This window comes from Verruconatronum alginivorum (assembly GCF_056590205.1).
On sequence record NZ_JBWPVQ010000001.1, the window covers coordinates 2,235,374 to 2,248,659 of the forward strand.

The 13,286-nt window shown below is 58.5% G+C and carries 7 protein-coding genes; 3 read left to right on the plus strand and 4 right to left on the minus strand.

Annotated features, from left to right (window positions below; translation table 11 throughout):
* Positions 1-303: 303 nt before the first annotated feature.
* The gene (locus tag ACWUI2_RS07925; protein ID WP_486982316.1) at positions 304-771 is read left to right on the plus strand and encodes a hypothetical protein; all 468 of its coding nucleotides are present in this window, start codon (positions 304-306) and stop codon (positions 769-771) included.
* An 18-nt stretch (positions 772-789) separates the two neighbouring features.
* On the opposite strand, the gene ACWUI2_RS07930 is transcribed toward ACWUI2_RS07925, so the two are convergent.
* Positions 790-1,560 carry a hypothetical protein gene (locus tag ACWUI2_RS07930; RefSeq protein WP_486982317.1) on the minus strand — a complete coding sequence of 257 codons (771 nt, stop codon included), beginning with the start codon at positions 1,558-1,560 and terminating at the stop codon, positions 790-792.
* A gap of 253 nt (positions 1,561-1,813) precedes the next feature.
* On the opposite strand from ACWUI2_RS07930, the gene ACWUI2_RS07935 reads away from it, so the two are divergent.
* Positions 1,814-3,145: a hypothetical protein gene (locus ACWUI2_RS07935; protein ID WP_486982318.1), complete on the plus strand. Its 1,332-nt coding sequence runs from the start codon at positions 1,814-1,816 to the stop codon at positions 3,143-3,145.
* A 552-nt stretch (positions 3,146-3,697) separates the two neighbouring features.
* On the opposite strand, the gene ACWUI2_RS07940 is transcribed toward ACWUI2_RS07935, so the two are convergent.
* The gene (locus ACWUI2_RS07940) at positions 3,698-5,557 is read right to left on the minus strand and encodes an FAD-dependent oxidoreductase (RefSeq protein WP_486982319.1); all 1,860 of its coding nucleotides are present in this window, start codon (positions 5,555-5,557) and stop codon (positions 3,698-3,700) included.
* Between the two features lie 238 nt (positions 5,558-5,795).
* Between ACWUI2_RS07940 and ACWUI2_RS07945 the strand changes: the two genes are divergently transcribed.
* The gene (locus tag ACWUI2_RS07945; protein WP_486982320.1) at positions 5,796-7,913 is read left to right on the plus strand and encodes a hypothetical protein; all 2,118 of its coding nucleotides are present in this window, start codon (positions 5,796-5,798) and stop codon (positions 7,911-7,913) included.
* Here the strand turns inward: ACWUI2_RS07945 and ACWUI2_RS07950 are convergent.
* Together ACWUI2_RS07950 and ACWUI2_RS07955 are read right to left on the minus strand one after the other, a co-directional pair.
* A complete protein-coding gene (locus ACWUI2_RS07950; protein ID WP_486982321.1) occupies positions 7,907-8,341 on the minus strand; it encodes a hypothetical protein in 435 nt (144 codons plus the stop codon). The genes ACWUI2_RS07945 and ACWUI2_RS07950 overlap by 7 nt on opposite strands.
* 22 nt (positions 8,342-8,363) lie before the next feature.
* Positions 8,364-13,004, minus strand: coding sequence for an NACHT domain-containing protein (locus ACWUI2_RS07955; protein WP_486982322.1), 4,641 nt, complete (start codon positions 13,002-13,004; stop codon positions 8,364-8,366).
* Positions 13,005-13,286 lie beyond the last annotated feature (282 nt).

Genomic DNA, 13,286 nt, shown 5'->3' on the forward strand with positions numbered 1-13,286 from the left:
TGGGCCTCCACCGCGAATGCGGTGCTTCTGCGGTCGTTCTGCGGTGGGGGGTCGCGACTCCCCATCCAGCATGGTTATGCGCCCGGTCGCCGCAAATCGGTTTTTGCGGTAGCGGGGAACCTCTCCTTGCGGGAAGGGGCCTTCGCCCGCCGGGCACCGCAGAACGGGTTTTGCGGTGGCTCCCCCGCGCCATACGCTCCCGGGAAACGTCCTATCCTACAGTTTGGGAATTCGCCCGACGAACGATGCTTGGGGGACAACAACCTTGAAGAGCCGCTCGCCCTCCGGCATCTTGACCGAAGCATGTCATCCTCCGGATCCCATCTTTACGCCGTCATCCCTCGGGCCGGTTTGCCCGCGTTGCTTTCAGGAGAGAAGGAATTGCGGGATTTGGTCTCCGAAGACCAAAGGGACGGGGACGGCTGCCTTCTCGATGATACGAAGTCCGCCGGGTTCGCCCGGGATCAAATCCTCCTGCGGATCACGCTCCCCGCGTCGTTGGATCTCGCCTCCCGCCGCGCCCCGATCCTCGACGTCCCCGGGTCTGTTTATCTGCTTCCGCGAGAGGTCTTGGCCGACGCCGAATTCGAAGCCGTTTCCGAGGCGGAGGTTATGGATGTGGCGAGGAAGCAGCTCGATTTCCCACAGTTGCCCTCGTGCGAGCCCCTGGTCGACGCGATAAGGAGGACCCCGCCGGAGAACAGGGAGGAGTTTTACGGTCCCCGCCTGGTACGGGCATTCGAGGAGCGGGAAGCGGGCCGAGGTGGCTGACGCTCGATATTCGGCCACCTATTCCATCGCGGTCCCGGGCATTCCGTCGCGGGCGCCGGTCGCGGTGGCCGGATTGCTGAAGATCCGGGCGCGGGCGTCGATCATTTCCAGGACATTGACGGTCGCGGCCCCGGACGGGGTTTTCAGCGGCGGGTCGGCCTGGCGAAGGTCGGGGAAAAAGGCGAGGTTTCCGGAGAGGAAGACGATGTGGCCGCCGTCCCGGCCGTAGACGCCGATGTGGCGGTCGCGGTCCCACCTCCCGTCGGGCCGGAGTCCCCGGGTGAAGACGACCGGGGTGGAGGAGCGCATGTTGTTCTCGAGCCCGGCAACGAATTGGAAACTGAGCGGGGATGCGGCGAATTCCGGCGACAGTATCCGGGGATCCTCGTGCGACAAGACGAAGTCGAGGTCGTCCCGCCTGATCTCCGGATGACGGTCGTAAGTGGAGATCCAGGCATGGGCGTCGTTCAGGTATCCGTGGCGGGCCAGCGCGGCGGCGATCGCATGGAGGTTCGGCGTGGCGGACCCTTCGGCGATTTCGCCGACTTGGTTCAGCCCCAGCCCCGGCAGTTTTCCGCCGTGGTCGTCCGCGTAGATCAGGGAGCTCATTCCGAGATAACGGATGTTGGAGGCGTCGACCGCCCGGATTCCCGGCCCCCTAATCCGGCTATGATGGGTCGAGAAGATGGCGGCCGCGAGGGCGAGAACGCCGAGGAGGACGAAGAGTTCGATCCACGAGAAACGTCGCTTGGCGCGGGGCTCCATCAGGTTGGAGATTTGATGATCCAAGAAGGAATGTCGAGGAAAGCCGCAAGGCCTTGGGAGACGACTCGAATTGCGGTGAATCCATCGCAGTGGATCGACGCGGGTCGCACAGCCGAAATGGTGTTCCACGTTTCTGTGGAGGGATCTTGTCCGGGACAGTGCCTGCTTGCCGGTGCGCACCGTGGCGTCGGGGCTCGGGCGCTCCTTGCCACAATTTGGTCAAATTTAACCGCACCCAGCTTTGGGTGTTCAACCGAAACCTAAAAAATACGAACCTATGAAAGAAGCTGAAATCAAGAAAACAGATGTGGTGGATTTCCCCCTCGGGGCATGTCCGAAACCAGTGAGGGATGCTGCGGAAGTACTTCACCGCCACTACGGACTTCCGCTGGGAACCGGGGCGATAATGGCGTTGACCGCCGCACTCGCGGCGGCCGGGAATCGAGGGACGCTCACGACCGATGGAGAGACCTTCCGGTCGGCGAGCCCGTTCACCGTTCTGGAAGCGCCGGACGATTCCCGGATTAGCGCGGCCCTGTCGTGGCTCACCATGCCGATTTGGGGGAAACGGGGCTGTCTTACGGCCGATGGAATCGTAAGCGGGCACAATCAGTTGGCGCGGACAAGCCGGAGGGTTACTCCCGACTTCACCAAAGCGCTCGATGAAAATCTGCTTCAGGATGCCGTGCCGCTGCTGGATGCCCGGATGATTGGTTGCAATGCCTCCATCATGATCCGAGACCTGGGTCGGTTGCCGGTTTGGCAGGACGCTATCTCCCACTCGTTCGACCACGGCCTGCTCGGCGCGAGCGATTCCGAAGCGCTGCACTCGCTGTGGGACATGGAGATGATGGACCGTCAAAATCTATTTGGGTGGATGCGCGAAATCTGGTCGGGGGAGAAAACGGAACCGGGGAGTTTGCCGGGGCAACTCGTCCTGCTATGGCAGATGGTGCCGGATCAGGCGATCGAGTTTCGCCACGTGATTTTCCGGGAATGTTCTCGTCCGCTCCCCGTTTTTGTTGTTCCGTGGCGGGAGACCCAAACCGGTGAGGAATTTCAGACCGACCTCCCTACCAGAGGGCCTTGGGAGCGATGGCTTGATTCTCTCCTGGAGCATCGCCTGGCTCCCCATTGCACGGTGCTTTCCTATGAACTGCGCGCGGCGAAGGTCCTGGCTGAGTTTACTAGCGATCTCGGATGCAAGGAGCCGGACGATTCCGAAATGGTTGAGCGAACGACCGAAACGGCGCGGCGTTTGGCGGTATTGTTCGCGGTTGCTGCTAACGTGAATGAGAAGCGGAGTGGGGTTGTCAACTCCGACCATGTGGAGCGAGCCTTTCGTATCGCCGATTGGCTGTTCCATCAACATCAGGCATGGATGTTGGCCGGCGACCCTGCGAGCGGAGAGCCAATGGAGAATCCCGCCAGTGAGGAGTTCATTCAAGGGCTGGAGATCTGGGTTGACCCGACCCCGGAGCGGGTGCATCGGCTACTTACCGGGCAGGAAAGACTGGACGCGTCGACGGTGCGGAAGATGTTGGAGAACCTGGCGGCGGGAGCCGGGCCGGACGAGATCTACGGCGCCGACTCCGAGCTCTATCGATGATCAGGAAGGTCCCCATGGCAGAGCTGCGATGGGGGATTTCCCCGCCTGCCCGGGGTCCGATGCGGCGTTTCTCCGAACTGACCGGACAGGAGCGTCGTTTCAGCGCGTAGGAAGATGGCCGACTGGTGGTATTGGCTCAGCAATCGGTCACACAGGCGGTGACGCTGCTGGTCCGCCCGGGATCGGCTCATCATCCCGCGAGAACGGTTTCCGACCGACTTCTTCTTTCGCGGCTTTCCCCGGAGGAAGCCGCGTGGCACCTGGAGCGGGTCGAAGAGAACTTTTCCGGAGGGGCCGTCAAAGCCACGGCCCTGAGACCGAGATTGCGGGCACTGCATCGGCCGGGCCAGAGACGATTTCTTGAAAGACGTATCCGACGTGGCGGTACGGGTGGGGGCGCCGGGGCCGCCTAAAGCGTGGCCCTGGCGAGTTCATGTTTTCATGCCGCCCTGATGAAGGCCGAATGGGGACCATCTGGTTTCGCGCCTGATCGACATGGCGGAAAACGGGTGAAAACGAACTCGGTCTCGATTGAAACAGACCGCTCGCGGCTCACTCACCGGGATAAGCGCGGACCTCGCAGATCCGGGCGTGATCGAGTCCGTTGGTCGCGCTGACCGTGATCTTCAGGGCGCTGACCCGGACCGGTTCGGGGAATGAATGGCGGCGCAATCTTTGCCAGTTGCCGGTGATTTCGGTGAGAACGGTCCATTCGCCGTCGACCTCCCCCTGGACGAGGTAATCCTTCACCAGTTCCGGTTGGGGGCGGCCCCAGATCATAGTCGGACTGTAGGAGTCGCAATGACTTAACGTCAGGAGGCGGTGCAGGCCGCTGTCGAAGGTCAGCTCGATTGATCCGATACGGACCGGTTCCCTCCAGCGAAGCTCGAGCCAAGCGGGAAGTCCCTTTTCAGGAGCGCTCATCCAACGGTGCACTCCGGGGAAGGCGCGGTCCGGGGGAGCTCCCTTGGGTCCGTGCACGCTGCGGGTTTGTCCCGAAACCACTTCCGTGGCGGCCCCGCTCTCTTGCTCGCTTGAAGCCGTGATGGTGGCCTGGCGGGCCAGGTCGGCGGGATCGTTGTTTTGAATTCCGACCAGATAACACCCGTCGCGAAGCAATCGTTGCTGGACAACCCGCATGCCAGTGGAATCGCGGGTCAAGGCTTGCGGGCCGACATCCTTGGAAACTGAATATGCGGCCGCCGTGCCGACCCCTTGGCCGACCAGGGCGCAGGTCGCCATTACCCGGGTGGACGCGAATGCGATGTGGGTGGCGGAGATGTTCCGGCCGGCGAACATCAGGTTGGGAACGTCCTGGGAAACGCAAACGCTCAAGGGGATGTCGAAGAGAAACGGAACGAGGTGCTTGGTGCATGGATCTTCATCGGGACAGTCGACACCTTCGGGAGGATGGGTGTCGATGGGCCACCCGCCGTAGGCGATGGCGTCGGGAAACGGACTCGATTCAAGCACGTCGTGCTCCGTGAGGGTGTGAAGGCCGCGGAACCGGCGGCTTTCCCGCTTGCCGGGGAGAAAACCGAACCATTCGAGCGCCCAGTTGTCCGCATTATGGTCGCCACCGTTTTTGACGTGGTCCCATATCCCCAGGGTGATCGCTAGCAATTCGTCGCGGATCTCCTCGTTATCCTTGATCGTATCAAGGTGTCCTCCCCATTCAGCCCACCAGTAGCCATATTCAAGGCCGTTATCCAACCCCGGTTTTCCATGGGGGCGTAGCTTCAGGTCTTCCTCGGAGAACTTCCGCGCCCAGGGTGGGGGAATGAACGGCATAGGCTGGTCATGACGCCTGGCTTGAAAGAGAATAGTGGAGCCGAGGGTCTTGGAGTCGGGCCGGGGTTGGGCGAGGGACTCACCGTATTCGTCGTTCCCCTCTCGACCGTGTTGAAAGGTTGCCCCTGCTTCGACTCCGAGTCGGCCGTCGCCTGTGCAATCAATGAAAAGTTTTGCGTCGATCCGAAAGGAATCTTCCGTGCTGGGCCGTTCGGCCTGAGCGTGGGTGATGCGTCCCTCTTCCATTTCGACGCCGACAACGGTGGTGTTCAAAAGAAGAGTGAGGTTCTCTTCCGCGCGGCACTTTTCATAGAAGATCAGATCCAGCATGGAGGCGGAACGCTGAGGGTTGCGCACCGATGTTTCGATCCGAATCTCTTCGATGATGCCGGTCTCTCGTGCTTCGGTGGCGAGAGCTTTGGCCCGGTCGCCTTGGTTATCCGCTCCGACGATGTGCATTCTGACTTCGCTTGAGGCGTTTCCGCCAAGCACCGGTCGATCCTGGCAGAGTATGACCTTGGCTCCATTGCGGGCGGCGGCCAGGGCGCAGGGGACTCCAGCGGGTCCGCCGCCGGCTACGAGAATGTCACAAGAAAGTGAATGCGGTTTTGTTCGTTTCATATCGATGTCGGATTCGAGAAGTCGGGCGTTTGGGTCAAAACGCCATTGTTGCCTGATTGAAACGCTGGATTCCCGCTGTAATCTTACGACACGCGATTCAGGTATTCCGTCAACCTGCAACGTGTGGCGGAATTCCTAATTCAAGTGTCGTAAAATTGTCTGCCGGATCTCCGATGGCATGCTCTAGGCTTCGACTCTGTTATTTCCCCGCAAAGCATTTATATACACTGTAGCAACAATGATGATTCCCCCTCGCTGGTTCTTCCGCATTCTGTCGATCGCGGTGTGTCTCGCCTCTTACGTTTCCCCGGCGGAAGTTGCCGCCGGATTGGATTCGTTTAACCGGTCGATCGAATCTCCCGCCGATGGCGGAAGTGGTCCGGTCATTTGGTATCGGACGGCGCGCACCCCGAATTATGGAAGCGGCGGCAGCGGGATGGTGTTGACCAGTCAGGGAGCGATGACCGAGCAGCGGTCGGATTTTTTCGGAAACAGCCATGGGGCGTTTGCGCTTGCCGCCGGGCAGACCGCCGGAGCGGCGATCGCCGAATCTTCGGCTACCGGTTATCTGACGGGAAGTGAGGCGAGTCTGGTGATGACCTTCAAAACGCCGGCCCAGATCACGGCGAACGCTTCGTTAATTGGCCGACGGCCGGCCGCTTCGATCGCGGGCCAGCCAAAGTTCGAGCTCTATCTGCTTACGGACAAGCAGTTGAGGCTGACCACGGGATCCACTCAATTCGGCGATTTCAAGTTCATGGGAACGTTGGTCGAGGACACGTGGTATTATTTCGCCGTCACCTGGGACCTGGAACGCCCCGCGAATCAAGTTTCCTGGTATCTCGGAAAAATGGGGAGCACGATCTTGAGCAGCGGAAAGACGAGCGCCTCGGTCGTCGGAAGTCCGAACGACGCGATCCGGGTCGCGGGCCGGCCGACTTCGGATCTTTTTTTCGGATCCTACCAAAACATCGCCATCTACGATCGGGAACTCGAAGAGATCGCGGTGATGACGCAGTTCCTGAGCATTCCGAAGTTTCGGATCACCCATTTTGATTTTCGTCCGGGAGATTCCCCGAACACCACGATCCGTTGGACCGATCTCGCGACCGATTATGCGATCGTCGCCACCAACACCTTGCCGTTTGGAACGGAGCACGATCACGTCATTCCGGTCGATTCGAATCATGGAGAAGTGAATACAACCGGCCATCCGAACGAAGTGGAGTTCTCCTTCCTCGATACCGGCGCGACCGGGGCCTCGCGTTTCTGGCGGGTGCAGGTCGATCTGATGAAATCTTCTATTCAGAACATCGTCCTCAGAGGACAGATCGTTTTGGCTGAAGGCATGGAAGGAGCGGCGGTCGATGGGTTCATTGAAGCCGCTGAGTATGAAGTGAGCAATGGTTCCGACGAGGTTCTATATCAATGGTATCGGTCGGAGAGCGCGGAGGGAGGTTTCCAGCCGATCGGCGGCGCGACGGAGAAAACTTACATCGTGACGGAGGCCGATGCCTGGAAATATCTTCGAGTCGGCATGTCGGCCGTTCGAAATGGCATGGCTGACAGGCCCGCCTATTCGGACCCGTTGCAAGTCCGTTGGAGGCTCTCGTTCGCCGATGAGTTCGACTATACCGCGGCGAACGGTTTTGATCCGGTGTTTCGTCAAAAGTGGCATTCCGAAGCCGGGCAACGAGTTTTGGAGCCGCACAAGATGGCGCGAATTCCGGAGAACATCGAAGTCCGGGACGGACGGTTGATCATTCACAACCGGAAGGAAACCCATCCGAACTACAGCTTTGAGCATGACTGGACGACGGGCAGCATCTTCACCGTGCGAACCTTCTCGAACGGTTATTTCGAAGCCTCCTACAAATACGCGCCGGCGACCGGTTTGAACCAAAGCTTCTGGGCGATGAGCCGGACCGGATTCGAGTATCCGAAGTTTATCGAGTTGGACTTTAATGAAGGGCATTATCCCCGGACGGTGAATACAAACCTGCATTACTTCGATTCCGACGGGCAACGGCGGACCAATTCCATCCCTTATCATCCGTTCGGGCAGGGCTCCCAGGCACCGACGTTGGCCGATGACTTCAACAAGATCGGTGGACTTTGGCGGTCGAACAATCCCGCCTTCGCCTGGGATGCGCCGCAGAACAGCGACACCTTTCAGGTTTTCATCAATGATCAAAAGTATCGCAGCACCCGGAGTCTTCCCTACCGTCCCGACAACGTGAACATCTTCATCTCGGTGGCGATTTTCGATTGGGCCGGTCCGGTCACCGACGCGATCGATGGAACGCAATTGGAAGTCGATTACGTCCGCTACTACCAACCGCTCCCGCCTCAATGAAGGGGGCACCATCGGATCCCGTTACAACCACCCGGGTAATCCGCGACGAGGTTGGTCGACACCATGATGGCGTCGGGTGACATCTTGCCGACGCACGCATCCGTCGCGATGGGGTAGGGACCTGTCGCCTGCCCTGTCCAGGCCGCCATGGAAGAAGGAGATTTGCTGGTGTCGGACGCGACCTTGGAAGAACTGGCCGAAGTGATCTCCCGGCCCAAGTTTGACAAATACCTCACTGCGGCGAGCGCCGGGAATTCTTCGAAATACTCTCCCGGGTCGCGATCCGAGTCGAAATCGTCCGGCGGCTCAAAGCATGCCGCGACCCAAAAGACGACAAATTCCTGGAGGTTGCGCTTGCCGGGTTCGGACACCTGTGCAATCGGCGTCGGCTCTTTGAGGCTCAGGGAAGGGATTTTGACAAGATTCACGACATGACCCCTTTGGCCCCGGCTATCGCTCAATCTTGCCTAGTTCAGATTCCAGATCTCCGACTCCAAATTCGATCATTTGGTCGATGGCGTCGAGACACCGGCTCTTGGTTCTGTCATCTATAGACTGCCGATAAAGCCGCATCACGAGTTCCGGAACATAGTAGCTGTGGCGCGTTCCAGGACTCTCTCCGTTCTCGGAGGTGTTTCGGCGGAGTTCGATGAGTTGGGCGGCAATACCCAAAACCACGCCCGGGAGGAGTGCGGTCGAGTTCTTGAGAGCATACACAAGGTGTTCGCCGCTATCTCCAAAAGCGGGGCTCTGGATGAAATCCTCCATTAAAGCCGTTTCATCCGAAAGGCTCTCCCCCGGAAGGTTCGAGAAACAGTACGATGCGGCTTCGCGCACTTCTTTGGCCGGATCGCGAAAGAGCTTTACCAAGTGTTCCCGGCAGACCATTCGGACGGATTCGAAGCGCAGGTTATGGGCAAACACTTCCGCCGCTACGCCCCGACAGGTCGTATCGGCTGACAAAACAATAAGTAAGTCTTCCTGAGCCGTTCCATCATTGAAGGAGGCTACAGTAATTTGGCACGCAGCAGCTTTCCTCGCTTCGGACTGTGGATGGTCCAGCATCCTCAAGAGCAGGGGTCGGAGCTGATCATAGTGAGATGCCGAGGCATAATGAAGAAATCCATCGACCTCGGGCGCTGCAAGGACCCGATCGGCGTCGTTAATTAGCTGGAAAAAGAGACGAACCGCTTCATCACGGTCGATGTTAAGCAGAGCGAGCAAACATCGGACTGTGCAGGACCTGACAGCGATCGACGAGTCCCTCACCAGACGTTCGACGGTAGATCTCACCTTCGGCCAATGAGAGTCATTCGCGAAAAGTAGATCTCCGATTGCCCAGGCTGCCTTTCCTCGAACCGAATTGATCCCGGCAGTCAGTGGGTCGCCACCATAGTAAGCTTGGCCACCAGAAGCTTCCGTCTCCCACATCTCCTCCTCCGGATCCAGATCGTTGATCGCGTAATCGCAAACGATCGCAATCACGTCGTCGGGAATGTCGAATTCAGCGCAATGCTGGACGGCATCGCAGATCGCGCGTCTCAGAGGACGCCCGGGAAGTTCATCGGCCCGCCGGAGTGTCGCCGCCAGCGTCTCGGAATCCAATGGTTCCGCCATGCCCGGGTACGAAACGGTGGCGTTTCCGTCCTCGCCTTTCGTCTGCGAGATTCCGCGGAGAATAGCGGCGAAGTATTCAGAGTCGATGTCCTCCGGCATTGTCTCGGCGATCTTGGCGAAGCGAGGTTTGTTCGCCTGTGCAACTCGGGTGAGGTCGCCAGAGAGTTGGTGCATCCCGCCTTTGAAGAAATCGCGAGGATCTCTCCGATCGCGTTTAGGATATTTGCGCATCGCGGATATCCACTGGTTATCGGTCATCTTTGCAATCGCATCGGCGGGGATGGGTGATCCAACAAATCCCGCCTTGATCCTCCCTGGCGGTGCGTCATTGAGGCCGGGAAACTTTCGCTCCAATTCCTCGAGGCGTGCAATCGCGCTCTGGCTCATCCGTGATAACCCCAGTGCCTTAAGAAGCAGGCATTCTGTGGCCCCAATCGCCGGCGGATGCTTTTGCTCCCACGAATCGCGAAAATTCAGGATGGCCGACTCCAGGTGTCCTAACCTGTCGGGCGAACAACATTCGCTCGCCGCCCGAATCGCTTCCCGACTGACGGCCGCGCTGCCTGTCCCACCTCCACTCCACGAGTCGTACCCGATGTCCAACCGTAGCGAGTCCGCGCAGACGAAATGTACAATATCATCAGCAAAAACCGCTGGATTTCCACTCCATGCCGAAAGTAGCAGGAATCCAAGGGTGTGACTTCGAACCGTCCCGTAGGGTGCCGCCAACTCACGAAGCCGATCTGGTGAGGAAAGCGCCAAATCCGTCATAGCCTTTTGAATACCGTGCAACAAGGAGGACTTGAAATCATGGTCTCTCTCATGACGCGAAAGAAACGGCCAGATCAAATCTCGCGAGTCGTCGAAATCGAAGTTCGCCGGGCGTCGATCGATCTCCCTCACCAGGATTGGAAGCACCTGAGCCACGACTGCTTCGGCTCGTTCTGCCGCAAGCCGAGAGCAGTAATCCATTGGAAAGGTGCTTCTGGATCGTAACCCCTCAAACGGATCACCCTCTGAGTGCGTGGCAAACCGACGTTCGAGGAAGTCCACCAGGAGTTCCAGTGCCAAATCGGGGGCATTGTCCGGGAAATCGTGCAGGTGGTGCCACCAATCGTGCTCCATGTCTTCGAACCACCCTTTTCTAAATTCCTGCAGAAACAGGTCGAACATTGCGCGACCATGATGGATCTCTGCAAATCGAATCAAGTTGCGAAACCGCTCTTGCCATAGCTCCGATCCATCGAGACATGGCGCGATGAGTGCGGCGACCTTGTCCGAACGTTCCCGCATGATCGGCTCCAGACTGAGAAGCCAAATAGCGTGGTTGGCGACGCTGTCATCGCTGGAGGCCAGCCACTTGGCCCACGTTCCATCCGCGAGCAACAGGTCGAACCATTCCGGACTGTTATGCGGAACCGTTTTCCACCAAGCAACAAAGGGAGGAGTCGAAGCCAGCGACTGGACGAACCTCCACTCGGCAGGCTTCGGATCCGCCAAGCTCCGAAGCCAATCCATCACAAGCTTCTTGATATGAATTCGCACCTTGGGCTCGGTCAGAGTTCGACTGAGGTCTTTGAGGTAGTTCTCGAACGAGCGGTCGCGTTCGTAGGTGAGAATTTGTCGAATCTGGGCGCGACGAAAAAGATGCTGCTCGGCATCGGAGTTCAACAGGAGACCTGCCGCTGTGCCACCCTCGGAAACATAGGTTCGGGCGAATGCATAATCGAAAACCGATTCGTGAAAGAATCTCACCTTCTGATCCTCGAAAACAATTACATGTTCGGAGGCCATAGCCTTGGTTTCTCTTTCGAACCCGTCCAATATATCCTTCGGAGCGCTCAGAGTTTGATGGTCACTGAGCCAGGCCGCCAGCTTCCGAATGGCTTCGGTCCATCGGGAAGCTCCTCCGACTCTCTGTTGAATGAGCTGGCCCTTGTGCTCCCAATAGCGATCGAGAAGACTTTGAACGGAATCCACCCGACCGTGAGACGCGGGATCGCTTTGCAAAAAGAGACTGAGGTTTTGCGGAGTTTGAAGAAGTGCCAGATCGGAAGGAGTGAGCTTCTCGGGAGAGACCTTCGCTACCTCAACCGCCTTTTTCACCACTTCGGTCGATAGCGGTCGAAGGTCGATCCGCTTGCAGGTTTTCTCATCTGATAGCAGCCGCTTAATCCGATGATCGTGGTCGGTGTCGAACGCACGGCATGCAAGCAGCACACGCATTTGCGGATAGCCTTTCGACTCCTGGAGGATTTCTTCAAAAACCGCCCAGAGGTGTTGATTCCGCCCGGAAGCGTAGCTCAATGCGTCGAGCTGATCGATCACGAGGACACAACGGCCTCCGTTAGCCATCCCGGCAAGAAGGATGGCGGGTGAAGTGGGAAAACCCAGTTCCCGCCCGAATGCGTCGGAGGACAAGACCGCCGTCTGCAGATCCATCCGCAGCGCCAATACCGGAACACCCGCCTTTGAGAGCCCGTCTATTGTCTGGGCGAGGGCGCAGCTCTTACCGAGGCCGGCGGCACCGACAATCACGACGGCGCAGTGCGAGGCGTCGGTCAGGGCTGTCAAGGCGGTCTTTGACTCCGCCCGCTCGATGGCCTGACCATGTATCAGCTCACTCTCGACGTGACGAACGTAAGCGGCGTTGCGGTGGTTAACCACATCCCAGAGCGACCTGTCGCGCTGCCAATCACGCATGCGCAAACCGTGTGTTACAAAAAAAGCGGCTATCCTGTCCCGATCGACGCGGGTTCCGAGCCAGCCGTGGACAGCCTCTCCCAGGAGGAGCCGGACAGCGTGAGGATCGATTGGACGCCCATCCGAAGAGTAAAGCAGATAGAGAATCCGTTGTTCGAGTCGCCGAATCAGTTCCGCCTCGCCGATGCCGACGACAGTGAGACGGGTGAGCAACTTCCAAGAACCTATCCCAGCCGGATCGGCCGCCCTTCGAAGATACTTGTCATGTTGTCCCCTCAACCGAGGTTGCGCATCGAGGAGGTCACAAAACGACGTTTCGTCCGGAACCTTTTTGGCGATTTCGCAAAGCTCCCGAAGGTCGTCGGCGGACGTTTGCGACACAAAGAGTGCCGAGTGCATCGGATCTCCTTCAATCTTCCGAAAAAGATCCTGAAGAATCGACCGCCCATTTGCTTTGATGGCGGTGAGTGCGCTGAGACTCCATGTCCCGGATGGCGTTTGCCGCTTCGCCGAGTGAAATTCGAGGCACCCGTTCGCCATTTCCTTGATAAACTCGATCCCGAGGCTGAGGTCGCCAACAGGCTCTAATGTTATGAAGAGAGCATCTTCGCAAAAAACATCAAGCAGGCAATCAACCGTCCATACACCCTCGAATCGGTTGCCTAATTTTCCAGATTCACCTCCACTGCGTGGCATCGGAAATAACCATGATTGATAGGCTTCGAAACGCAAGAACGTTGGACGACGCATTATCTCGGCGGCTCGACCCATGCAAATGTTTAGTCGTTCCAACTGATCGTTCGCTCGTTCCTACCAAAATTGTTTAGTCGTTCCTACTGGTCGTTCAATCGTGGGGGATCATGACGTGCTCACACACCCCGCCATGCTTGCGCATGGTTCCCCGGCGCGAGGGGGATCTATCATTTACAAGGTGGCTGAGAAGACCGATTAACTCTGGAGTGCGCGGCATGACGCCGCTTTGGATCGGGGCGACATGTCGCCTGAGGGAAAGCTCGGACATGTCCGCGCACTCCAGAGGCTGATCCGGGCCTG

Bases quoted from the DNA above. Each gene is read 5' to 3' on its own strand.
- ACWUI2_RS07925 (WP_486982316.1), top strand. From the start codon at position 304: ATGTCATCCTCCGGATCCCATCTTTACGCCGTCATCCCTCGGGCCGGT.
- ACWUI2_RS07935 (WP_486982318.1), top strand. From the start codon at position 1,814: ATGAAAGAAGCTGAAATCAAGAAAACAGATGTGGTGGATTTCCCCCTC.
- ACWUI2_RS07940 (WP_486982319.1), bottom strand. From the start codon at position 5,557: ATGAAACGAACAAAACCGCATTCACTTTCTTGTGACATTCTCGTAGCC.
- ACWUI2_RS07945 (WP_486982320.1), top strand. From the start codon at position 5,796: ATGATGATTCCCCCTCGCTGGTTCTTCCGCATTCTGTCGATCGCGGTG.
- ACWUI2_RS07955 (WP_486982322.1), bottom strand. From the start codon at position 13,004: ATGGGTCGAGCCGCCGAGATAATGCGTCGTCCAACGTTCTTGCGTTTC.